The sequence below is a fragment of the Allobosea sp. 10L417 genome (assembly GCF_056395485.1).
Genome location: NZ_JBFTJP010000004.1, coordinates 66,275 through 88,776, shown reverse-complemented (window position 1 = coordinate 88,776; position 22,502 = coordinate 66,275). Strand labels below are relative to the sequence as shown.

23 protein-coding genes and 1 riboswitch are annotated in these 22,502 nt (G+C 67.3%); of the genes, 14 read left to right on the top strand and 9 right to left on the bottom strand.

Annotated features, from left to right (window positions below; genetic code table 11):
- Nucleotides 1-19 precede the first annotated feature (19 nt).
- Genes AC1DE3_RS12785 through AC1DE3_RS12730 form a run of 12 tightly spaced genes read left to right on the top strand, consistent with a single transcriptional unit; the run spans nucleotide 20 to nucleotide 11,036 of the window.
- The gene (locus AC1DE3_RS12785) at nucleotides 20-844 is read left to right on the top strand and encodes an NAD(P)-dependent oxidoreductase (RefSeq protein WP_476796894.1); all 825 of its coding nucleotides are present in this window, start codon (nucleotides 20-22) and stop codon (nucleotides 842-844) included.
- A complete protein-coding gene (locus tag AC1DE3_RS12780; RefSeq protein ID WP_476796893.1) occupies nucleotides 844-1,830 on the top strand; it encodes a Bug family tripartite tricarboxylate transporter substrate binding protein in 987 nt (328 codons plus the stop codon). Before AC1DE3_RS12785 ends, AC1DE3_RS12780 begins: the two co-directional genes overlap by 1 nt.
- Before the next feature lie 4 nt (nucleotides 1,831-1,834).
- Nucleotides 1,835-2,953 carry a 4-oxalomesaconate tautomerase gene (locus AC1DE3_RS12775; protein WP_476796892.1) on the top strand — a complete coding sequence of 373 codons (1,119 nt, stop codon included), beginning with the start codon at nucleotides 1,835-1,837 and terminating at the stop codon, nucleotides 2,951-2,953.
- A gap of 22 nt (nucleotides 2,954-2,975) precedes the next feature.
- Nucleotides 2,976-3,701 (top strand): PIG-L deacetylase family protein, encoded by a 726-nt coding sequence (locus tag AC1DE3_RS12770; protein ID WP_476796891.1) that lies wholly within the window; start codon nucleotides 2,976-2,978, stop codon nucleotides 3,699-3,701.
- A complete protein-coding gene (locus AC1DE3_RS12765; protein ID WP_441511786.1) occupies nucleotides 3,698-4,381 on the top strand; it encodes a 4-carboxy-4-hydroxy-2-oxoadipate aldolase/oxaloacetate decarboxylase in 684 nt (227 codons plus the stop codon). The genes AC1DE3_RS12770 and AC1DE3_RS12765 overlap by 4 nt, the downstream gene beginning before the upstream one ends.
- A gap of 49 nt (nucleotides 4,382-4,430) precedes the next feature.
- The gene (locus tag AC1DE3_RS12760; RefSeq protein WP_476796890.1) at nucleotides 4,431-5,606 is read left to right on the top strand and encodes an ABC transporter substrate-binding protein; all 1,176 of its coding nucleotides are present in this window, start codon (nucleotides 4,431-4,433) and stop codon (nucleotides 5,604-5,606) included.
- A 34-nt stretch (nucleotides 5,607-5,640) separates the two neighbouring features.
- Nucleotides 5,641-6,498 (top strand): branched-chain amino acid ABC transporter permease, encoded by an 858-nt coding sequence (locus AC1DE3_RS12755; RefSeq protein WP_476796889.1) that lies wholly within the window; start codon nucleotides 5,641-5,643, stop codon nucleotides 6,496-6,498.
- On the top strand, nucleotides 6,495-7,499 hold the full coding sequence (locus tag AC1DE3_RS12750) for a branched-chain amino acid ABC transporter permease (protein ID WP_476852420.1): 1,005 nt from the start codon (nucleotides 6,495-6,497) through the stop codon (nucleotides 7,497-7,499). Before AC1DE3_RS12755 ends, AC1DE3_RS12750 begins: the two co-directional genes overlap by 4 nt.
- Complete coding sequence (locus tag AC1DE3_RS12745; RefSeq protein ID WP_476796887.1) at nucleotides 7,499-8,251, top strand: ABC transporter ATP-binding protein; 753 nt, start codon at nucleotides 7,499-7,501, stop codon at nucleotides 8,249-8,251. Before AC1DE3_RS12750 ends, AC1DE3_RS12745 begins: the two co-directional genes overlap by 1 nt.
- Nucleotides 8,244-8,951 carry an ABC transporter ATP-binding protein gene (locus AC1DE3_RS12740; protein ID WP_476796886.1) on the top strand — a complete coding sequence of 236 codons (708 nt, stop codon included), beginning with the start codon at nucleotides 8,244-8,246 and terminating at the stop codon, nucleotides 8,949-8,951. The genes AC1DE3_RS12745 and AC1DE3_RS12740 overlap by 8 nt, the downstream gene beginning before the upstream one ends.
- 25 nt (nucleotides 8,952-8,976) lie before the next feature.
- Nucleotides 8,977-10,086, top strand: coding sequence for a 5-methyltetrahydropteroyltriglutamate--homocysteine S-methyltransferase (locus tag AC1DE3_RS12735; protein ID WP_476796885.1), 1,110 nt, complete (start codon nucleotides 8,977-8,979; stop codon nucleotides 10,084-10,086).
- Nucleotides 10,083-11,036, top strand: a complete 954-nt coding sequence (locus tag AC1DE3_RS12730; RefSeq protein ID WP_476852419.1) for a catechol 2,3-dioxygenase — start codon at nucleotides 10,083-10,085, stop codon at nucleotides 11,034-11,036. The genes AC1DE3_RS12735 and AC1DE3_RS12730 overlap by 4 nt, the downstream gene beginning before the upstream one ends.
- A 16-nt stretch (nucleotides 11,037-11,052) precedes the next feature.
- On the opposite strand, the gene AC1DE3_RS12725 is transcribed toward AC1DE3_RS12730, so the two are convergent.
- From AC1DE3_RS12725 to AC1DE3_RS12700, 6 genes are read right to left on the bottom strand one after another with little or no spacing between them, the layout of a single operon-like run.
- Nucleotides 11,053-11,820: an SDR family oxidoreductase gene (locus tag AC1DE3_RS12725; protein WP_476796883.1), complete on the bottom strand. Its 768-nt coding sequence runs from the start codon at nucleotides 11,818-11,820 to the stop codon at nucleotides 11,053-11,055.
- Nucleotides 11,817-12,809: an ABC transporter substrate-binding protein gene (locus tag AC1DE3_RS12720; RefSeq protein WP_476796882.1), complete on the bottom strand. Its 993-nt coding sequence runs from the start codon at nucleotides 12,807-12,809 to the stop codon at nucleotides 11,817-11,819. Before AC1DE3_RS12720 ends, AC1DE3_RS12725 begins: the two co-directional genes overlap by 4 nt.
- A 4-nt stretch (nucleotides 12,810-12,813) precedes the next feature.
- Entirely contained in the window at nucleotides 12,814-13,563 is a 750-nt protein-coding gene (locus AC1DE3_RS12715; protein ID WP_476796881.1) for an ABC transporter permease, read from the bottom strand.
- Nucleotides 13,560-14,339 carry an ABC transporter ATP-binding protein gene (locus AC1DE3_RS12710; RefSeq protein ID WP_476796880.1) on the bottom strand — a complete coding sequence of 260 codons (780 nt, stop codon included), beginning with the start codon at nucleotides 14,337-14,339 and terminating at the stop codon, nucleotides 13,560-13,562. The genes AC1DE3_RS12715 and AC1DE3_RS12710 overlap by 4 nt, the downstream gene beginning before the upstream one ends.
- Before the next feature lie 7 nt (nucleotides 14,340-14,346).
- Nucleotides 14,347-15,795, bottom strand: a complete 1,449-nt coding sequence (locus AC1DE3_RS12705) for an acyl-CoA reductase (RefSeq protein WP_476852418.1) — start codon at nucleotides 15,793-15,795, stop codon at nucleotides 14,347-14,349.
- 5 nt (nucleotides 15,796-15,800) lie between these two features.
- Nucleotides 15,801-16,877, bottom strand: a complete 1,077-nt coding sequence (locus AC1DE3_RS12700; RefSeq protein ID WP_476796878.1) for a LuxE/PaaK family acyltransferase — start codon at nucleotides 16,875-16,877, stop codon at nucleotides 15,801-15,803.
- A gap of 89 nt (nucleotides 16,878-16,966) precedes the next feature.
- Nucleotides 16,967-17,094: riboswitch (TPP riboswitch) on the bottom strand.
- A 139-nt stretch (nucleotides 17,095-17,233) separates the two neighbouring features.
- Here AC1DE3_RS12700 and ggt point away from each other — a divergent pair.
- On the top strand, nucleotides 17,234-18,910 hold the full coding sequence (gene ggt, locus AC1DE3_RS12695) for a gamma-glutamyltransferase (RefSeq protein ID WP_476779436.1): 1,677 nt from the start codon (nucleotides 17,234-17,236) through the stop codon (nucleotides 18,908-18,910).
- A 19-nt stretch (nucleotides 18,911-18,929) separates the two neighbouring features.
- The gene (locus AC1DE3_RS12690) at nucleotides 18,930-19,895 is read left to right on the top strand and encodes a 2-hydroxyacid dehydrogenase (RefSeq protein ID WP_476796877.1); all 966 of its coding nucleotides are present in this window, start codon (nucleotides 18,930-18,932) and stop codon (nucleotides 19,893-19,895) included.
- 140 nt (nucleotides 19,896-20,035) lie between these two features.
- On the opposite strand, the gene AC1DE3_RS12685 is transcribed toward AC1DE3_RS12690, so the two are convergent.
- The 3 genes from AC1DE3_RS12685 to AC1DE3_RS12675 are packed head-to-tail and all read right to left on the bottom strand — an operon-like array spanning nucleotide 20,036 to nucleotide 22,501.
- Nucleotides 20,036-20,752, bottom strand: coding sequence for an ABC transporter ATP-binding protein (locus AC1DE3_RS12685; RefSeq protein ID WP_476796876.1), 717 nt, complete (start codon nucleotides 20,750-20,752; stop codon nucleotides 20,036-20,038).
- Nucleotides 20,733-21,497, bottom strand: coding sequence for an ABC transporter ATP-binding protein (locus tag AC1DE3_RS12680; RefSeq protein ID WP_476796875.1), 765 nt, complete (start codon nucleotides 21,495-21,497; stop codon nucleotides 20,733-20,735). The genes AC1DE3_RS12685 and AC1DE3_RS12680 overlap by 20 nt, the downstream gene beginning before the upstream one ends.
- Entirely contained in the window at nucleotides 21,494-22,501 is a 1,008-nt protein-coding gene (locus tag AC1DE3_RS12675) for a branched-chain amino acid ABC transporter permease (protein WP_476796874.1), read from the bottom strand. Before AC1DE3_RS12675 ends, AC1DE3_RS12680 begins: the two co-directional genes overlap by 4 nt.
- Nucleotide 22,502 lies beyond the last annotated feature (1 nt).

Below are 22,502 nucleotides of genomic sequence, written 5' to 3'. Positions count from 1 at the left end.
CGCACAAGGAGTGGCGACGATGGCTGGAACAGCCGCGATCGCGTTCATCGGGTTCGGCGAGGTCGGGCAGGTCTTTTCGCGGGGTCTCGTCGCCAATGGCGCGACCGGAATCCGGGCCTATGATCTGCTGTTCGGCAGCGATGCCGGGCTGCGGCTGGAGGATGCGGCGCGGCAGATCGGGGTGACCTGCGGCTCCTCGCCCGGCGAGGCCTGCGCTGAGGCGAGTTTCATCTTCTCTGCCGTGACGGCCGATCGCGCCGAGGCTGTCGCCGCCGAGGCGGCGCGTTGGCTGAAACCCGGCCAGATCTTCGTCGACGTGAACTCTGCCGCACCCTCGACAAAGCAGCGGGCGGCGAAGGCGGTCGAGGCGAGCGGCGCTGATTATGTCGAGGCTGCGGTGATGGCGCCGGTGCTCAAGCCCGGCCTCAAGGTCGCCATCCTCGCCGGCGGCCCGAAGGCGCGGGCAGCGGCCGGGACGCTCAACGAGCTCGGCATGAACCTGACGCCGGTCTCCGAGATGTTCGGCCGGGCGTCGGCGATGAAGCTGTGCCGCAGCATCGTCATCAAGGGGTTGGAGGCGCTGATGGTGGATTGCGCTGCTGCCTGCGAGGCCTGGGACGTCAAGGACCCGGTTTTCGCCAGCCTGCACGCGACCTTTCCCTCGATCGATTTCCATGCGCTCGCCGCCGACATGCGCGAGCGCGTCGCGACCCATGGCATCCGCCGGGCAGCGGAGATGCGCGAGGCGGCCGAGATGCTTGCCGCGGCCGGGCTCGCACCGGGCCTCGCCAGTGCCATCGCCGACGCCCAGGAGCGCGGTGCGCGCCGGAAGGGAGGCGCTTGATGACGCTCGATCGTCGCTCCGTTCTGGCCGGTCTCGGAACGGCCGGTCTCGCAGGGCTCCGTCCGGTGCGGGCCCAGCAGGGCTGGCCGAGCCAGGTCATCCGCCTCGTCGTGCCGTTCACGCCGGGCGGCAGCACCGACGTGCTGGCCCGGCTGATCGTCGCCAAGCTTGAACAGACGATCCCGGGCAAGGGCTTCGTGATCGAGAACCGGCCGGGCGCCGGCGGCATGACGGCGGCGGGGCAGGTCGCGAAGTCCGAGCCCGACGGCCACACGCTGATGATGGGCCATATCGGCACGCTGGCCTTCGCGCCCTCGCTCTACCCCAGTGTGCCCTACGATCCGGTCAAGGATTTCCAGCCGGTCGCGCTCGTGGCGATGGTGCCGAACATCCTCGCGATCAACCCGAAGCTGCCGGCCAAGACGCTCGGCGAGTTCATCGCCTACGCCAAGGCGAATCCCGGCAAGCTGAACTACAGCTCCGGCGGCCAGGGCAGCGCCGCGCACATCGCGACGGCCTATCTCACCTATCGTGCCGGCATCGACGCCGTGCATGTGCCCTATCGCGGTACCTCGCCTTCGGTGAACGATCTCGTCGCCGGCAATGTCCAGTTCACGCTGACCGGCGGCCCGGCCGTCCTGCCGCTGTCGGAAGGCGGGCAGCTCCGGGTGCTCGGCGTCGCCAGCCGCGAGCGCGTCGGCTTCGCGCCGGACCTGCCCACGCTAGCGGAAGCCGGGCTGCCCGATTTCGAGGCAGTGCAATGGTACGGGGTGGTGGCGCCGGCCCGGACGCCGCGCCCGATCGTCGACAGGCTCAACCGCGAGATCAACGCCCTGCTGACCCAGCCGGATTTCGCGGCGGCGCTCGCCCGGGACGGTGCCATCGCGCGGCCGGAATCGCCGGACCGGTTCGGCGAGCTGATCGCGTCGGAATTGGCGCTCTGGCGCGACGTCGTCACGCGCGCCGGCATCAAGGCGGGAGAGTGAGGCGATGGGGCAGATCGCCGTTCCCTGCATGCTGATCCGCGGCGGCACCTCGAAGGGGGCCTATTTCCTGCACGACGATTTGCCGGAGGATATCGCGGCGCGCGATGCCTTCCTGCTTGCCGTCATGGGTTCGCCCGACAAGCGGCAGGTGGACGGCCTCGGCGGCGCGCATCCGCTGACCAGCAAGGTCGCGATCGTCTCAGCATCGAGCGAGCCGGGCTGCGACATCGATTTCCTGTTCGCGCAGGTCGGCATCGAGACGGCGCAGGTCGATACGACGCCGAACTGCGGCAACATTCTCGCCGGCATCGGGCCGTACGCACTGGCGCGCGGGCTCATCAAGGCGAGCGGCGCGCGGACGACCGTCCGTGTCCGGACCATCAATACCGGCACCATCGCCGACCTGACGATGGATACGCCCGGCGGCGAGGCCAGCGCCGAGGGCAGCGCGCGTATCGACGGCGCGCCGGGCACGTCGGCGCCGATCGATATCGGTTTCCTCGATGCGGAAGGTTCGGTCTGCGGGGCGCTGCTGCCAACCGGCAACGTCGTCGATGTGATCGAGGGCGTGCCTTGCACGCTGATCGACAATGGCATGCCGGTGATCGTGATGCGCGCCGCCGATGTCGGCCGCACCGGTTACGAACCGCGCGAGCAACTGAATGAGGATACCGAGTTGAAGGCGCGGATCGAGCGTATCCGCCTCGCTGCGGGGCCGCTGATGAATCTCGGCGACGTGGCGAAGAAGGTTGTGCCCAAGATTGCGTTGGTCGCGCCGCCGCAAGCCGGCGGCTCGATCTGTACGCGCAGCTTCATCCCGCATGAATGCCATGACTCGATCGGCGTCTTCGCCGCGGTGACGGTGGCGACCGCCGCCGTGCTGCCCGGTTCGCCCGCGGCCTCCGTCGCGGCAATGCCCGCGGGTCGCCAGCGTACGGTTCCGGTCGAGCATCCAACAGGAGAGTTCACCGTGACGCTGACGGTGGGGGGGACGGCCGAGCGGCCGGTGATCGAGAGGGCCGGGCTGCTGCGGACCGCACGCATCCTGATGGAAGGCCGCGCCTTCGTACCGGCGCGCGCCCTGGCGGCACATGCGGGCGGTGCCCGCCGCGCTGCCGAATGAAGTGAGAGAGGGCTGAATTCCGATGGCGAACCTGCAGAAGACAGGTCTGGTGATCACGGCGCATCCCGGCGATTTCGTCTGGCGGGCGGGTGGCGCCATCGCGCTGCATGCGAAGCGCGGCATGCGCGTGAAGATCCTCTGCCTGTCCTATGGCGAACGCGGCGAGAGCCAGTTCGCCTGGAAGAAGACCGGCGTCAGCATGGAGGAGGTCAAGGCCCAGCGCCGCGAGGAAGCGGAGACCGCGGCCGAGCTGCTCGGCGCCGAGATCGAGTTCATGGATGCGGGGGATTATCCGCTGCGCACGACGCCCGCAATGCTCGACCGCGCCATCGACATCTTCCACGAGCTTGGGCCCAGCTTCGTGCTGACGCATGCCCTTGAAGATCCCTACAATGTCGACCACCCCGAGGCGACGCGCTTTGCCCAGGAGGCGCGCATCATCGCGCAGGCCGCCGGGCACAAGCCCGACCCGGAGCGCGCCTATGCAGCGCCGCCGGTCTTCCTGTTCGAGCCGCACCAGCCCGAGCAGTGCAATTTCAAGCCGAACGTCATCCTCAACATCGACGAGGTCTGGGAGCAGAAGCGCCGGGCCTTCGAGATCCTCGCCGCGCAGAAGCATCTCTGGGAATACTACACCCGCGTCGCGCTCAATCGCGGCATGCAGGGCGGCCGCAACTCGGGCAAGGCGATGACCTATGGCGAGGCCTATCAGCGGCTCTTCCCGGAAGCGCTGGAGGCGCTGGCATGACCCCTGTCGTTATTCGCACCAAAAAGCGCGCGCCGGCTGCGGCGACGGCCGACCTCAAGGAGCTGGGCGTCTCGACCGCGCATGAGGCCATGGGCCGGAGCGGGCTGATGAAGCCCTATATGCGGCCGATCTATCCGGGCGCGCAGATCGCCGGCGGGGCCGTCACCGTGCTCGCCCAGCCCGGCGACAACTGGATGATCCATGTCGCGATCGAGCAGGTGCAGCCGGGCGATGTGCTCGTCGTCGCCTGCACCACCGACAACACCGACGGCATGTTCGGCGACCTGCTCGCGACCTCGCTCAGGGCGCGCGGCGGCGCCGGCCTCGTCATTGATGCCGGCGTGCGCGATGTGCGGGTTTTGACCGAGATGGGCTTTCCGGTGTGGTCGCGTGCGATCTCGGCCAAGGGCACGGTCAAGGCGACGCTGGGCTCGGTCAATGTGCCCGTCGTCTGTGCCGGGGCGCTCGTCCAGCCCGGCGACGTGATCGTCGCCGACGACGACGGTGTCGTTGTGGTGCCGCGGCTGGAGGCGGAGGCGGTGGCGGCGGCCGGCCGCAAGCGCGAGGCCGCCGAGGAGGAGAAGCGTCGGAGGCTGGCCTCTGGCGAACTCGGGCTGGACATGTACGCTATGCGCGAAGGCCTCGCCAAAGCAGGCCTGGTCTATCGCGACGACGATTGAGACGACGAACGGGCTTCGCAGAAAGCCAGATCAGGGGAAGGGAACGGCAATGACGCATCGCAGGACGATTCTGGGTGGCATGCTCGGGCTGGCGCTCGCCACCTCGACGAGCGGGTTCGCGCTGGCGCAGGAGGCGGTGAAGATCGGCCTGATCCTGCCGATGACGGGGCCCTTCGCCTCGACCGGCAAGCAGATCGACGCGGCGGTGAAGCTCTTCCTCGTGAAGGAAGGCGCGGTTCATGGCGGGCGCAAGCTCGAGGTGATCCTCAAGGACGATGCCGGCAATGCCGATGCGACGCGCCGCCTCGCGCAGGAACTGGTCGTCAACGACAAGGTTTCGGTGCTTGCCGGTTTCGGCCTGACGCCGCTCGCCATGGCGACCGCACAGGTCGCGACGCAGGCCAAGGTGCCGGAGGTGGTCATGGCGGCGGCGACCGCCTCGATCACCGAGGCTTCGCCATATATCGTGCGGACCTCATTCACCCTGCCGCAGGCCTCGGAGCCGATGGCCGACTGGGCCGCCGCAAACGGCATCAAGAAGGTCTTCACCGTCGTCACCGATTACGGGCCGGGTATCGATGCCGAGACCTCCTTTGCGGCCAAGTTCAAGGCGGCGGGCGGCACGGTGGAGAGCGTACGCGTGCCGCTGCGCAACCCGGATTTCGCGCCCTTCCTGCAACGGGTCTCGGAAGCCAAGCCCGATGCGCTCTTCGTCTTCGTGCCATCGGGCATCGGAGCGCAGTTCATGAAGCAATTCGTCGAGCGCGGGCTCGACAAGGCCGGCGTCAAGCTGATCGGCCCCGGCGACGTGGTCGATGACGACATCCTCGAAGGCATCGGCGATGTCGCTGTTGGCGCGATCACCACGCATCACTATTCCGCTGCGCATGACAGCCCGGCGAACAAGGCCTTCGTCGAGGCCTTCCAGAAGGCCAATCCCGGCATGCGGCCGAACTTCATGGCGGTCGGCGGTTATGACGGCATGAAGCTGATCGCCGGGGCGTTGGAAGCGACCAAGGGCGATGCCAGCGGCGATAAGCTGATCGCGGCGATGAAGGGCGCTTCCTGGGAGAGTGTGCGCGGGCCGGTCAAGATCGACCCCGACACCCGCGACATCATCCAGAACATCTATGTCCGGAAGACGCAGAAGGTCGGCTCGGATCTCCACAATGTCGAGTTCGCGACGATCAAGGACGTCAAGGACCCGGTGAAGGCCCGCAAGTGACGGGCAGACATCCGACCGTAGCGGATCGACGCGCATGTTGACCATCCTGTTCGACGGCGTCGCCTATGGGATGGTGCTGTTCGTGCTCGGCTGCGGGCTCTCCGTGACGATGGGGTTGATGAACTTCGTCAACCTCGCCCACGGCGCCTTCGCCATGCTCGGCGGCTATGTCGCCGTGCAGGCGATGCAGCGGCTCGGGGTGCCTTTTCTGGCCAGCCTGCCGCTGGCCTTCTTCGCAGCGGCGCTGGTCGGGATCGTGCTGGAGCGGCTGATCTACCGGCCGATGTATGCCAAGAGCCATCTCGACCAGGTGATGTTCTCGATCGGGCTGGTCTTCATGGCAGTGGCCGGCACGGACTGGCTGATGGGCTCGACCCAGCAGTTCATCCATTTGCCGCCCTGGCTGCAGGGGCGCTTCGAGATCGCCGGCATCGGCATCGGTCGCTACCGGCTCTTCGTCATCGTCATCTGCGGTTTGCTGGCCTTCTCCCTGCAATGGGGCTTCACCCGCACCCGCTTCGGCAGCCGGCTCCGGGCGGCGGTGGACGATGCGCGGGTTGCGCGCGGGCTCGGCATCCCGGTCAACCGGCTTTTCGCACTGACCTTCGCACTCGGCTGTGGCCTGGCTGGGCTGGGCGGGGCGCTCGGGATCGAACTCATGGGCCTCGATCCGACCTTTCCATTGAAGTTCATGATCTACTTCCTGATCGTCGTGACCGTCGGCGGCACCTCCAGCATCACCGGCCCGTTCTTCGCCGCGATGCTCCTCGGCGTCGCCGATGTCGTCGGCAAATATCTCGTGCCAGAGATCGGTGCCTTCATCATCTACGCGCTGATGGTCGTGCTGCTGATCACCAGGCCGCACGGGCTGTTCGCGAGGGCGCGGGCATGAGGGCGGAAACCTTCGACAGCCGCGTGAGGCAGGCACTCTATGCGGGCCGTCGCTGGCACCCGGCCGAGATCGCCTTCTGGCTTCTCGCCTTTGCCGCCTTCCTGCTGTTTCCGCGCAACCTCCTGCTGCTCAACGAGATCGCGATCCTCGCCCTGTTCGCTCTCTCCCTCGATCTGATCCTCGGCTATGCCGGCATCGTCTCGCTGGGGCATGCCGCCTTCCTCGGCATGGGCGCTTATGCGGCGGGGCTCTTCGCCAAGCATGTCGGGGGGGATCCGTTCGCTGGCCTCCTCGTCGGCATGGGTGCGGCGGGGCTACTTGGCCTCGTCACCAGCCCGCTCGTGCTGCGCGGCACCGATCTGACGCGGCTGATGATCACGCTCGGCGTGGCGCTGATCCTCTACGAGCTGGCGAATTCCTTCGGCTCGCTGACCGGGGGTGCCGATGGTTTGCAGGGCATCATGATGGCGCCGGTGCTCGGCTTGTTCGACTTCGATCTCTTCGGCCGCACCGCCTATTTCTATTCGCTTTCGGTGCTGTTCGTCCTGTTCCTGATCGCGCGGCGGGTGGTGCATTCGCCCTTTGGCCTGTCGCTACGCGCGATCCGCGACAACCCGCTGCGGGCCTCGGCTTCGGGCGTGCCGAATGCGCGCCGGCTCGCCGCCGCCTACACGCTCGCCGCAGCCTATGCCGGGGCGGCGGGCGCGCTGCTCGCCCAGACCACGCAATTCGTTTCGCTCGACGTGCTCGACTTCCACCGTTCGGCCGATCTGATGCTCGTGCTGATCATCGGCGGCGCCGGCTATCTCTATGGCGGGCTCATCGGCGCCATCGCCTTCAAGCTGCTGCAGGACGCGATCGCGACGTTCACGCCGCAATACTGGATGTTCTGGATCGGGCTCTTCCTCGTGCTCTTCGTGCTCGGTGGGCGCGAGATCATCCATGGCGCGATCAAGACTATCGCGGGCCGCTTCGCCCGGTTCGGGCGGGGAGGGGCATGATGAACATCGCCCTCCGGACCGTCGATCTGAGCAAGAGCTTCGGCGGCATCACCGCTACCGACCATGTCGATTTCACGCTGGCGAAAGGCGCGCGCCATGCGTTGATCGGCCCGAACGGCGCCGGCAAGACCACCTTCGTCAACCAGTTGACCGGCGTGCTCAAGCCGAGCTCTGGCCGCATCGAATTGATGGGCGAGGACATCACCAGGCTGCCGCGCGAAGCACGGGTGAAGCGCGGGCTCGCGCGCACCTTCCAGATCAACCAGCTCTTCGCGAGGATGACGCCGCTGGAGATGATCGCGCTCGTCACTTCCGAGAGGCTCGGCCGTGGCAGCCATCCGTTTCGCGCGCTCGACCGTGACACGGAACTCGTCAGCCAGGTCTCGGAAATCCTGACCCGCTTCCGGCTCGACGACATCATGGATCGGACGATCGCGACGCTGCCCTACGGCAAGCAGCGCCAGATCGAGATCGCCGCCGCCTTCGCCGCGCGGCCCTCGGTGCTGCTGCTCGACGAGCCGGCGGCCGGCGTGCCGGAGGCCGAGCGGCGTGAATTGATGCAGACGGTGGCCGATCTGCCAGACGACGTTTCCGTGCTGCTGATCGAGCACGACATGGACCTCGTCTTCCGATTCGCCACGCGCATCACCGTGCTGGTCAATGGCCGCGTGCTGGCGGAGGGAACTCCGGAGGAGATGGCACGCGATCCGGCCGTCCGTGCGGCCTATCTCGGCGAGGACGCCCATGTCTGAGCTCTTGAAGATCGAGAAGCTCAGCGCTGGCTATGGCGAGGCGCAGGTGCTGTTCGATATCGACCTTGCGCTGGCCGAAGGGCATTCGCTTGCTTTGCTCGGCCGCAACGGCGTCGGCAAGACGACGCTGGTCAACAGCATCATCGGCGTCACCCGCCGCCGTGGCGGTCGGATCGTGCTGGCCGGGCGCGACCTGACCACTGCCTCGCCCGAGCAGCGGGCCCATGCCGGCATCGGCTGGGTGCCGCAGGAACGCAATATCTTCAAGTCGCTGACGGTGCTGGAAAACCTGACGGCGGTGGCGCGGCCGGGGCCATGGGACACCGCCCGCGTCTTCCGCATGTTCCCGCGCCTGGCCGAACGCAAGGCCAATCTCGGCAATCAGCTCTCCGGCGGCGAGCAGCAGATGCTGGCGATCGGCCGGGCGCTGATGCTCAACCCGAAGCTCCTGCTGCTCGACGAGCCGACCGAGGGGCTGGCCCCGATCATCGTCGAGGAACTGCTGCGGGCGCTGAAGACTTTGTTCCGCGAGGAAGGGCTTTCCGCGATCGTCATCGAGCAGCATGCGCGCAAGATCCTCGAGCTGACGGACGACGCCATCGTGCTCGAACGCGGCCGCATCGTTCTCGCCGAGCGCAGCGCCACTCTCATCGCCGAGCCCGAACAGCTCGAACATCACCTCGGCCTTGCCGCCGCCTGACCATCAAGAACCGGGAGGAACAATCATGACACAGAGAACAAAGCCGCCGTTCCGGGGAGATATGGTCGGCAGCCTGCTGCGCAGCGCGCCGGTGAAGGATGCCCGCGCCAAGGTCGCCGCCGGCGAAATGGACAAGGCCGAGCTGACCCGGATCGAGGACGAGGAGATCAAGACACTCGTCCGCAAGCAGGAGGAGATCGGGCTGCAGGCGGTGACCGACGGCGAGTACCGCCGCGCCTTCTGGCACTTCGACTTCCTCGACGGCCTGACCGGCGTCACGACCTACGAGACCGACGCAGGCATCCAGTTCAAGGGCGTCGCGACCAAGGGGCATGGCATCCGCGTCACCGGCAAGCTCGACTTCCCGGCGGATCACCCGCATCTGGCTCATTTCAAGTTCCTGGCCTCGGTCACCAGCCGCGTGCCGAAGATGACCATTCCGAGCCCGTCCATGCTGCACTATCGCGGCGGGCGGAAGGCGGTCGATCCGTCCGTCTATCTCAGGATGGAGGATTATTACGAAGACCTCGCCAAGGCCTACGCCAAGGCGATCAAGGCCTTCTACGACGCCGGCTGTCGCTATCTGCAGCTCGACGACACCAGCCTGTCCTATTTCTGCGATCCCGAGCAGAGGAAGATGCTGGCTGAGCGCGGCGACGATCCCGACAAGCTGATCTTCATCTATCGCGACGTGCTCAATGCCGCGCTGAAGGCGAAGCCGGCCGACATGCAGATCACCACGCACACCTGCCGCGGCAACTTCAAATCGACCTTCATCGCCTCGGGCGGCTATGAGCCGGTGGCCGATCTCGTCTTCAACCAGATCGATGTCGACGGCTATTTCATGGAGTGGGACGACGACCGCTCCGGCGGATTCGAGCCGCTGCGCTTCCTGCCGAAGGGCGACAAGCAGGTCGTCCTCGGCCTCGTCACCTCGAAATTCGGCGAGATCGAGAGCAAGGACAACCTCAAGCGCCGTATCGAGGAAGCCGCCAAGTTCGCGCCGCTTGAGCAGCTCTGCCTGTCGCCGCAATGCGGCTTCGCCTCGACCGAGGAAGGCAATGTGCTGGCCGAGGACGAGCAATGGGCCAAGCTCTCGCGCATCCTCGACGTTGCCAAGGAAGTCTGGGGATGAGCAGCGAACCCTGTTTCGACATCGCCCATCTCGGCCATGTCGAGCTCTTCACCGATAAGCCCGAGGCGAGCCTCGACTTCTTCGTCAATGTCTTCGGGCTGACGGAGAGCGGGCGTGAGGGTAATTCGGTTTATCTGCGCGCCTGGGACGATTACGAGTTCCACACGCTGAAGCTCACGGCGTCGAAAACGACCGGCGTCGGCCATATCGGCTACCGCACCTCGAGCGAGGCGGCGCTGCGGCGCCGCGTTGCAGCGATCGAGGCGATGGGCGCCGGCATCGGCTGGAGCGAGGGCGATCTCGGCCATGGACGGGCCTATCGCTTCCGAGACCCCGACGGCCACATTTTCGAGATCTATTTCGACACCAACAAATATGTCGCGCCCGACAATGAGCGGCCGGCGCTGAAGAATCAGGCGCAGCGCAATCATGGTCGCGGCTGCGCCGTGCGCCGGCTCGACCACCTGAACCTGCTGGCGCAGGATGTCGCGGTGATCCGCGACTTCATGCCGAAGGCGCTGGGCAGCCGCATCACCGAGCAGATCGTGCTGGATTCGGGGGAAGTCGGCGGCTGCTGGTTCACCGTCAACAACAAGAGCTACGACATCGCCTATACGCGCGACCACACCAAGGCGCAGGGGCGCTTCCATCACGTCACCTATGCGGTGGACCAGCGCGAGCACATCCTGGAAGCGGCCGATCTCTTTCTGGAGAATGGCGTCTTCATCGAGACCGGGCCGCACAAGCACGCGGTGCAGCAGACCTTCTTCCTCTATGTCTACGAGCCCGCCGGCAACCGCGTCGAGATCGCCAATGCCGGGGCGCGGCTGATTCTCGATCCCGACTGGCAGACTGTGACCTGGACCGAGACCGAGCGGAAGAAGGGACAGGCCTGGGGGCTCAAGACGATCGAGAGCTTCCATACGCACGGCACGCCGCCGGCGGCGTAGCCCGGGCGGTCTCCGTTCAGGCCATCACCAGCCCGCCGTCGACATGCAGCGTCTGGCCGGTGACGAAGCCGCTCCAGACGCTGGCGAGGAAGAGCACGGGGCCGGCGATATCGGCGGGCGTCGCGATCCGGCGCAAAGGCGTCTGGGCGATCAGCATCTCGCGCACCTCCTCCGGTGTCGTCTCGCTCGCCTGCGTCGGGTAGACCAGCCCCGGAGCGACGCAGTTCACCCGGATGCCGAGCGGGCCAAGCTCTGCCGCGAGGTTGCGGCTGAAGCCGATGAGCGCCGCCTTGGCGGTGGTGTAGTCGTGATAGGGAATGCTCGGCCGCGTCACCAGATCGCTCGCGACATTGACGATGCTGGCACCGCTGCGGCGCTGGAGCAGCGGCAGCATCGCCCGGCTGACCGTGTAGGCCGCCTTCACTGCACCCTCGAACTGCTGGCCATAGGCCTCCCAGGGCATCTCCCAAAAGCGAGCGCGATTGTCCGGGTCGAAGCGATAGGGCGCGAAGGCATTGTTGACGACGACGTCGAGCCGCCCGACCTCCTCCGCAATGCGCGCGGCCATGGCGGAGACCGCTTCCGGGGCGGTGACGTCGGTTGCGATGGCGAGCGCCTCGCCGCCAAGTGCGCGGCACTCGGCTGCGACGGCTTCGGCCGCCGCCTCGTTCGTCCGGTAGTTGACGACGACGATCCCGCCTTCGGCAGCGAAAGCCCTGGCGATTGCCGCGCCGATCCCGCGGCTCGCGCCAGTGACGAGGATGGCTCGGTCGCGGAATTTCACGGCGCGCCGTCCTTCAGCGGGAGGAGATCGCTCTTTACGATTTGGTTCATGTCGAGCGGGCGGGCGATCAGGCCGAGGCTGCGGAAGGTATCGGCGCCCTTCTGCAGGGCATCGAGATCGAAGCGGCCGAGACCCTCGCGCTCCGTCATCGGCGAGACGCTGGAGAGGTTGCGCAGCTTGATGATCTCGAGATTGACCGCTTCGTCGCGGCCGTTGATGGCGCGGGTGACGGCGAGGCGCGCGGCCTCTTCGGGCTTCGCGATCATCCAGGCGGCGGAGTCGCGATAGGCGGCGAGGAAGCGCTTCAGCAGCGGCTTGTTCTGCTCGTAGAAGGCTTCCTTCACCACGAAGATGTCGCTGGGAAGGTTGAGCTGGTCGCGGACTTCGATGACATCCGCCTCGCCCAGTCCCTTGGCGCGGGCAACGAGCAGGCCGGTATCGGTCGCGGCGGTGGCATCGACCTGCCCCTGCATCAGCGGCGCGAAATTGAGCAGGCCGGTCGGCTGGATGGTGACGTCCTTCTCGCCGAGACCAACCTGATGCAGCAGCACGAGCAGGTTCTGATAGGTGCCGCTGGCGAGGCTGTAAACGCCGATGCGCTTGCCCTTGAGATCGGCGGCGCTGCGGATGCCACTGGTTTTCAGCGCGACGACGTTGAAGACGTTCTGCGGATAGATGTTGTAGATCGCGACGAGCTTCTCGCCCTTGTCGAGCGCGATGTAGAGCGAGGCGGGGTCGGTGAAGGCGATATCGGCCTGCCCCGTCAGCATGTTCTGGATCGCCGCGCCGCCGCCATTGCCGGGCACATAGTCGAGCGCGATTCCCCTGGCCTTGAAGAAGCCCTTGTCCGGCTCGGCCAGCAGGTTGGTGATCTCGCTGATCGGCTGGCTCCAGCCGGCGACGGTGACCTTGTCCAGCTGCTGCGCCATGGCGGGGGCGGCGATGAGGCACGACAGGGCAAGAGCAAGGAAGGCGCGGCGGATTGGCATGGATCTAGCCTTTCGAGAAACGGTGCAGGACGCGGCGCTCGATGAGGCGGACGGCCTCGTAGAGCAGCATGCCCAGCGCGGTGATGACGATGAAGAGCGCGAAGATCAGGCTCGAATCCATCACGCTCTGCGCGGCGATGATCGAGGCGCCCAAGCCGGTGCGCCCGCCGATGAACTCGCCGACCACGGCGCCGACAAGCGCGAGCACGACAGCGACGCGCAGGCCCGCCATGATGACGGGAAGGGCAGCGGGCAGCTTGAGGCGCAGCAGGGTCTGGAGGCGGCTCGCGCGGAGCATGCGGAAGAGTTCGCGCTTGGCCGGATCGACCTCGCTCACGCCGGTCAGCGTGTTCTCCATTAGCGGGAAGAAGCAGATCAGCGCGGTGATGACGATCGTCGGCGTCATGCCGAAGCCGAACCAGATGATGAAGAGGGGCCCGAGCGCGAGCTTGGGCACGAGCTGGCTCGCCAGCACATAGGGGCGCAGCAGGCGGCTGAGCGCCGGCACTTCCGCCAGAATGATGCCGACACCGAGCCCGATGACGGCGCCGATGCCAAGGCCGAGCGCCATCTCCGCGGCCGTGACGGCAAGATGAGGCCAGAGCCGGCCGGTGGCGATCTCGCTCCAGAGCGTCGCGAGCACGGCGGAGGGGGGCGGGAGGACGAGCGCCGACAAGCCGCCGAGCCGGCACCAGATCTCCCAGCCCCCGAGCAGGGCGAGCAGCAGCAGGAGGGAGGGCAGGCGCGCGGTCATGCAGCCGGCCTCCGGCTCGTTGCGGCCGTCGCCTCGCCATCCATGGCGTCGCGCAGCTCATGGCAGGAGGCGGCGAATCCGGGAGCGTAGCGCATGTCGCGGTGGCGCGGGCGGGGCAACTCGATGCGGCGCGCATGGGTCAGGCTGCCAGCGGCCATCACCGCGACCTTGTCGCCGAGATAGACGGCCTCGCCGATGTCATGGGTGACGAAGAGCGCGGTGGTGCCGTTGAGTGCGCAGAGCCGCAGCAGGTCATCCTGCAATTCCTCGCGCGTCAGTGCGTCGAGCGCGGCGAAGGGTTCGTCGAGCAGCAGCAGATCGGGATTGTCGACCAGCGCACGGGCGACAGCGACGCGGCTCTGCTGGCCGCCCGAGAGTTCGGAGGGCCGGCGCGCGGCGAAATCCACCAGACCGATGCGGGCAAGCAAATCGAGTGCCGCGTCACGGTCGGCTCCCGTCGGCCGGCGCTTCAGCGAAATCGGCAGCAGCACGTTGTCGAGGGCGCTCAGCCAGTCGAGCAGCGTCGGGGCCTGGAAGACGAAACCGGCGCGGGCGCTCGGGCCATGCAGCGCCTCGCCGCCGATGCGGATGGCGCCTTCGCTCGGCATGAGCAGGCCGGCCGCGAGCTTCAGCAGCGTGGTCTTGCCGCAGCCGCTGCGACCCAGCAGGCAATGGATCTCGCCGCGCGGGATCGCCCAGTCGACGCCGTCGACGACCGCGGAACCTGCCGCGCCATAACGATAGCGGACCTGTTTGATTGTGACGAAATCGGACATGGCAGGGTCAGTCGACATAGGGCGCGAACCCCTCTGCCGCCGCTTCCGTCGATTGCTCGATCTCGGTGAAGGTGGCGAGGTCGAGCAGGCTGAAGCGCCCGTCATGATGCCAGCCGGCTTCCGGTGCGGTCATCCGGCCCAGCGGGGCGATGCGGCTGATGCCGACTTCGCCCAATTGCTCCGCGAGCCGGAACAGCCTCTCGGGGGCTGCGGCGGCGCCCGCCGTTTGCAGGAAGCTGCGATAGGGCGCGACGAGGGCGGGGACGTCATCGAGGCTTTCGACCGAGACCAGCTCGAGCGTGCGGTTCAGGCCGGTCGGGTTCAGGGCTTCCGGCGCATCGACATGAACCACGCTCCAGCCATCGCTGGGCTCGCCGAGGAGTTCCGCAGTGCCTTCCAGCGCGCGCATCTCCTGTGCGCCGCGCCATGCGGCGATGGAAGAGGCTTCGCCTTGCGAAAGCGCGCGGCGGGGGTGGCGGGAGGCGAGGGCGGCGAGTTCGTGCGCGACGTAGCGCGCGAATTCGGCGGGGCTGACGCGTCCACCGCGCTCGACGAAGAGCATTTGCGGCGAATAGCAGCCCTGCTGCTCGTAGCGTGCGACGTCATGGGCGGCGAGCCGGGCCAGGGCCGGAGCCTTGCGGCTGTCGAGCGCTTCGCGCGCGATCACGCCGAAGCCGATCTTGTGGCCATGCGGCAGGAAGCGGGTCGTGATCGGCAGTTTCGCACGCAGTGCCGCGAGCGTGTCGTTGCCGCCATAGGCCATGACGGTGTCGGCCGCGCGCAGGAACGCCGGTTCGGCAGCCGCTTTGCCGCCCTTCCACCAGACGATGGCGAGGCATTCGCCGAGTTCCGGGTCGATTTCGGCGAGGAGGCCCGCGAACCAACCGGCCGTCAGCGGCTCGGCCGAAGCGAGCTTGCCGACGCTGCCGGCCTTGACCAGCAATCCGCAGATCAGGCTCCAGAGCGAGAGCGCCGGGACGTTGCCGGCCCAGACATGCAGCAGGAGCTCTGGGCCATGGGCGCGCAGGTAACCGCCCTTGGCCGTCGGCTGGAAGCCGTCGAGCATGGCGGGATTGGCGAAATCCTCGGCCAGGAAGCGCAGGAGCTGCGGGCGCCGGAAGGTCTTGAGATAGCCGGTCAGGCCGAGCCGGACCGTCTCGCGGTCATAGCCGGTGACGATCGGTAGAAGGTGCTCGGCCTTGCGCCGTAGCGGGTGCTGTCGGTCGAGCAGGCGCGCGACGGCGGCGTCGATCGCCGCGACGATGCGCGCCGTGTCCATCCGCTTCAGCCGGGCGCGGGCATTGTTGCGCACATGCTCGCAGAGCGTCGCAGCCTGAGCCTCGTCGAGTTCCGGCAGCGCGACCGAGACGCTCTCGCCCCAGGCGCTGTGGCCGACCTCGCGCCAGCGCAGTGCCTCACGGCTCAGGCCCGGCAGATGGCCCGCATGCTCGATCACGTCCGTCAGCCCCGCGCCGCGGCGAGGAACTCCGCCACAGCGACCGAGCAGCCCTTCGAGGCCTCGCCATCGACACGGCCGAGCAGCTTGAAGCCTCCCGGCACGATCTCGCCGGCATCCTCGGTCAGGATCGCCGCGACGCAGTTGAAATGGGCGAGGTCGTGATGGACGATCACGCCGCGCTCGCCCTCCGGCAAATCCGCTCCGCTCAGCGGATCGACGACGCGGCTGCGGATCCAGTGCGGGCCGGATTTCACCGACGGGCAGACCGCATTGCCGTCGTCGTAGAGCTGCGAGCTCAGCTCGGTCATGCCGTACATGTTGATGCAGGATGAGCGCGGCACGCCGAAGGCGGCGGCGAGCCCGTCATAGAATTCGTCCGGCGTAAGTTCGCGCGACTGGCCCTTGAAGCCGCCGGTGTCGAGGATGAGGCTGCCTTCCGGCAGAGCAAACCGCAGGCCGCGTGCCGCGAGCTCATCCATCAGTGGCACGAAGGAATAGCTCGCGCCGAGCAGGGCATAGGGCTCGCCGCTGGCCTCGGCCTGCGCGAGCGCCGGCAGTAAACGATCCAGATCGAGACCGGCGGCGCCAATGAAGACCTGGGAATCGGGCGTTCCGCATTCGCGCCGGGCGAGCCCGAGATAATGCCCGAGCGAGGAATTCGGCAGCGCCGTCTCATCTGGGAAGAGGATGCCCATGCGGATGCGCTCGCGGCCAAGCATGAAACGCGCGCGGAAATTCACCAGCATCGAGCGCTTCCAGACGGCGAGCGTCGGGTGGTAGCTGCGGCCGCGCACGCCCTGTGTTGTGCCGCTCGTCATGAAGACATGGCTTGACGCCTCCGGCGGGCTGCAGCTCAGCGTCAGGTCCTTGAAGGCGGTGATCGGCACGGCCGGGATGTCGCGCCAGCGCTTCACCGAAAGCGGCGTGCGGCCGCGCTGCAAGCAGAAGCGCTTGTAGGGCTCGTTGTTGCGGAACTGATAGGCGAAGACCTTCAGCGCCATCGCCTCGAACTCGGCTTCCGACGCGTCGGGAAGCGCGATGAACGCCAGCAGCGCCTCGATGATCTCGGCTTGCGTCACTGCGGCCCACTCCGTTCGGACGCTCGCGGCCAAGCCGGGAGCGTCGATCGCAAAAGGATCACGGGCGCAAGCTGGAATCAGGGCCTTGGATGGCCGCATGTCCCGCATCCCTACGCCGGTATGATCCGGATCAGGTTCGGAGGGTCACCGCGTTGCCGGTCTCAAGAGCCAGCCGGCGGAATCTCAGCCTCCTAGCGAGGCCCCCCTGGGAACAGGGTTTAGGTGGGGCTTCGGGCCATGGCTTGTCAAGCGTTGCCGGCGCAAGGCCAGGTTGGAGCCGACTCGAAATCCTGACATGGCGCGCATGCCGAAGAAGAGGCTCGACGCCGGCCTTCAAAACCGTTTCTGTGCCGGCCATGAACCTTTCCGCGCCGCCGCCCCGCATCGCCTCCTTCACCTGCGAGAAGAAGCCGGCCACCGGCTCGCGCGGGATGGTCGTCACCAATCATCCGCTCGCCTCGGCGGCGGGCGCGCAGATGCTGCTCGCCGGCGGCAATGCGATCGATGCGGCGGTGGCGTCGCTGTTCGCGCTGACGGTGGCCGAGCCGATGATGGTCGGCATTCTCGGCGGTGGCCTGAGTCATATCCGCCTCGCGGACGGCCGCCATGTCGTGATCGACAATCTCTCGACCGCGCCGGGCCACGCGACTCCGGACATGTATGACTGCCTGTCCGACGAGATCGGCAGGCAGCGCGAGACACGCGACCGCGAGAACGTGGTCGGCGCCAAGGCCGTTGCAGTGCCGGGCGCGCTCAAGGGCTGGTGCGAGGCGCTGGCGCGCTTCGGCACGCTGCCGCTGGCCGAGGTGCTGCAGCCGGCGATCGGTCTGGCGGAGCGCGGCTTCGTGGTCACGCCCTATCTTTCGAATTGCATCACCGACAACGCCGCCGATCTCGCCCGCGATCCGGGCCTCACCGCGCTCCTGCTGCCGGGCGGCCAGCCACTCCAGCCCGGCATGCGGCTGGTTCAGCCGGACTATGCCGCCAGCCTGAAGCTGATTGCGGTGGAGGGGCCGGATGCGCTCTATGGTGGGCGGCTCGGGCGGGCGCTGACCGACTACATGGCGGCCCATGGCGGGCTGATCGATCAGGCCGATCTCGCGAATTACCGCATCGAGTTGCGCGAGCCGATCCGCGGCTCCTATCGCGGCTATGAGATCATCGGCCCGCCGCCGCCCTCGTCCTCGGGCGTGCATATCGCGCAGATGCTCAACATCCTCGAAGGTTACGATATCGGTGCGCTCGGCTTCGGCTCGGCGGATGCGGTGCATCTGTTGGCCGAGGCGCTGAAGATCGCCTTCGCCGACCGGGCGGTGGCGACGGCTGATCCCGCCTTCGTCAAGGTGCCGGTCAACAGGCTGATCGACAAGGGCTATGCGGCCGAGCGGCGCGCCCTGATCGAGATCGGCCGGGCGAAGAGCTGGACGGCCGGGCTTTCGGGCGGTGAATCCGCCGACACCACCCATGTCACCGTCGCGGATGCGCAAGGCAATGTCGTCAGCGCGACGCAGACGATCAACGGGCTGTTCGGCGCCTGCGTGCAGATTCCGGGCACCGGGATGATCGCCAACAACTACATGTTCAACTTCGATCCGCATCCCGGCCGCGCGCTCTCGATCGCGCCGGGCAAGCGGGTCTTCACCTCGATGGCGCCGATGATGGCGCTGAAGGAGGGCAAGCTTGCCTTCGCGCTGGGATTGCCGGGTGCATTGCGCATCTTCCCGTCGGCGCTGCAGGCGATCGTGAACCTGATCGACCACCGCATGACGCTGCAGGAAGCGGTCGAGGCGCCGCGCGTCTGGACAGAAGGCGGCGTGCTCGAGCTCGAGGAAGCCATCCCCGAAGCGGTCGCGCAGGAGCTCGCGGCCCGCGGCCACAGGATCCTGCGTTCGCCGCGCGTCGCCGGCGGGATGAATGCCATCGCCTTCAACCCGGATGGCACGCTGACGGGCGCCGCCTGCTGGCGCGCCGATGGCACGCCGGTCGCCATCTCCGGCGGGCTTGCCCGTGCCGGCGCACGCTTCACCATCTGACCTATTTCCGGACCTTTCCATGCCCGAGACGATCGTTCTCCTCGATATGACCAGCCCCGAGCGGGCCGACCGGCTGCGTGCGCTGCTGCCTGATGGCTTCGTGCTGACGCATGGGACCGCGCGCGGCGACGAGCACATGAAGGAGATCATCGCCGAGGCCGACTATGCGATTTCCGGGCAGGTCGGCGTCTCCGCCGATGTGCTGCGGGCGGCGAAAAAGCTGAAGCTGCTGCACAAATGGGGCGTCGGCTACGACAACATCGACATCGCTGCCGCAAAGGAGTTGGGCATCCAGGTCGCGCGCACGACCGGCTCCAACGCCGTGGCCGTTTCCGAATTCGCGATCGGGTTGATGCTGTCGACCCTGCGCCTCATCGCATACGGCAATGCTGAGCTTAAGAAGGGCCATTGGCGCACGGGTCAATTGCCGTCGGATACCTATACGCTCTCGGGCAAGACGGTCGGCATCGTCGGCTTCGGGGCGATCGGCAAGAATGTCGCGAAGCTGCTGAAGGGCTTCGGCTGCACCATCCTCTACAGCAAGCGCACGCCGCTCGATGCCGCCGAAGAAGCAGCGCTGGGCGTAAAGCATGCGTCGCTGGCCGAAATCCTGACGCAGGCGGATGTCGTCTCGCTGCATTGCCCGCTGACGCCCGAAACCAAGGACCTGATCGATCTGGCGGCCTTGAAGGCGATGAAGAAGACGGCGGTGCTGATCAATGTCGCGCGCGGCGGCGTCGTCAACGAGGCCGATCTCGTCACGGCGCTCAGGGCGAAGGAGATCGCCGGCGCGGCGATGGATGTCTACGAGATCGAGCCGCTCCCGGCCGAGAGCGAATTGCTCACCCTCGATAATCTCGTGACCACGCCGCATCTCGCCGCCATGGCGTCCGACAATTTCGCGCCGGTGGTGAAGCGGATGTTCACGAACATGCAGCACGTCTCGCGCGGCGAGCCGGTGCCGCCGCTCGATCTGGTGGTGTGAGTCGGCGCTGTCTGCCGGCTTGGGTATCCGTCATTCTCGGGCGAAGTGCAGACCCGAGGATCTCGTGACGAGAAGGCGCTGGTTTCCGAGATGCTCGGGTCAAGCCCGAGGATGACGGCTAGGTTTGGGTGCGGTGAAGCTCAATGCAGCCCGCCGACGCCGACATAGCGTTCGAGCACGGCGGCATCGCTCCGCAGCGCGTCGGGTTTGCCCGACCAGACGATGCGTCCGCGTTCGAGGATGATGACGTCCTCGGCGAATGCGAGCGCGCTTTCCAGACGCTGCTCGACGAAGAGGATTGTCATTGCGCCGCTCGCGGCGAGCCGCGTGAAGGCTTCCATCAGCATGTCGCAGATGACTGGGGCCAGGCCCTCCAGCGGTTCGTCGAGCAGGAGTACCGAGGGCTCGCCGAGGATGGTGCGGGCCGTCGCCAGCATCTGCTGCTCGCCGCCCGAAAGCTGCGAGCCCAGGTTGCGGCGGCGTTCCTGCAGGCGGGGAAAGAGCGCATAGGCCTCCTCGATCGCGCTGCGCGGGCGGCCCTTCAGCCCGGCGAAGAGGTTTTCCTCCACGGTCAGGCCCTTGAATACCTCGCGTGTCTGGGGGACGAGGCCGATGCCGCTATGGGCGCGGGCGGCGGTGCCGAGTGCGGTGATGTCCGTGCCGCCAACGCTGATGCTGCCGGCATAGCGGCGGGTCAGCCCCATCAGGCTCGCCATCAGCGTGGTCTTGCCCATGCCGTTGCGGCCGAGGATGGAGAGGCGCCCGCCCGCCGGCACAGAGAACGAGACATCCTCCAGCACATGGGTCTGGCCGTAGCCGGCGCTCAGGCCGCGGACGTCAAGCGTGGCTGCCGGCATGCGCGTAGTTCCCGAGATAGGCTTCACGGACCTTAGGGTCCCTGGCGACATCGGCCGGCAGGCCCTGGAAGATGAGTTCGCCGGCAGCGAGCACTACCACCCGCTTGGCGAAGCGGAAGACGAGGTCCATGTCGTGTTCGATCATCAGAACCGCGAGGGAGGCGGGCAGGCGGGCCAGCGCCTCCTCGATGCGCGGGGTATCGGCGGAGGGCACGCCGGCCGCGGGCTCGTCGAGCAGCAGCACCTTCGGGCGCTGCGCCAGCGCGATCGCGATTTCCAGCAGGCGTTGCTGGCCATAGGCAATGGTGGCGACCTTGCGGCGCGCGACCTCGGCAAGCCCGAGCATGGCGAGGATCTCGTCGGCTTCGTCGCGTGCTTCGGAAGCTCCGTGGAAACGGGCGAAGATGCGCGTCGCCCGGCCAAGCCGCTGCAGGATGGTCATCACCACATGCTCTTCCGGCGTCATGTCCGGGAAGAGGCGGGTCACCTGGAAGGTGCGGACGAGACCGCGTCGCACGCGTTTCACGGCGCCCAGGCCCGTGATGTCCTCGCCGGCGAGGCGGACGCTGCCTGCGCTCGGCGGGATGCGGCCGGTGACGAGGTTGACGAAGGTGGTCTTGCCGGCGCCGTTCGGGCCGATCAGGGCGAGTCGCTCGCCCTCGGTCATCGCCAGCGAGATGTCGCGGCTAACCTTGAGCCCGCCGAACTCCTTCGTGAGATGCGAGACCTCGAACACGGCGCTCATCGGCCGGCCCCCCAGCGGTTGCGCGTCAGCAAGCGTGCGATTTCGTCCAGCGTCCCGGAAAGCCCGCGCGGGGCGAAGAGCACGATGGCGATCAGCACGGCGCCGACCAGCGTCATCCAGTGGAAGGGGTTGATGGCTGCGACGATATGCTCGAGCGCCATGAAGATCACGGTGCCGATCAGCGCACCGTAGAGGTTGCCGATACCGCCCAGCACCAGCATGACGAGCGCGTTGGCCGAGATCTCGAAACTCACGCTGTCGAGCCCGACGACCTGCGTCGCGATGGCCGCGAGCGCGCCGCCCATGCCGGCGACCGCGCCGGAGATCACGAACATCTTGAGCAGCACCGGGAAGGCGTAGATGCCGAGCGCGCTGATGCGCAGCGGGTCTTCCTTGAGGCCACGGCAGACCATGCCGAAGGGCGAGCGCGTGATGAGGCGTAGCGCCGCGAAGACGATGACGAGCAAAGCGAGGCCGAAGAGATAGGCGCTGCGGCCCCAAAGGTCGAACTCGAAGATGCCGAAGAGGGGGGCGGGAATCATGCCGGACAGGCCGTCGCTACCGCCTGTCAGCGAGGAGGCCTTGTTGGCGGCCTCGTGCAGGAGCTGGACGATGGCGATCGAGAGGACGAGCTGCGGCAGGCCATGGGCGCGTAGCATCACCGTGCCCATGAGCAGCCCCATGACGGCGCCTGCTGCGGCGCCGATTAGGATGAGCAGGAAGGGCTCGGTCACGCCATGCACGCAGGCGATACCGGCGGCATAGGCGCCGGCACCGTAGAGCGCACCCTGGCCGAGCGAAGCGATGCCGCAATAGCCGACGATCAGGTCGAGCGAGAGCACGAGCAGCGCAACCGAGATGACGCGGGTCAGGAAGGCGAGGTTGTCAGGGAAGAGCACATAACCGGCGAGGCCGACCAGCGCGATGACGGCGAGGCCAAGGAGATCGCGGCCGAGCGTGCGGAAACGATGCGTACCGGGATGCCGGAGCGTGGCGTCAGTCATC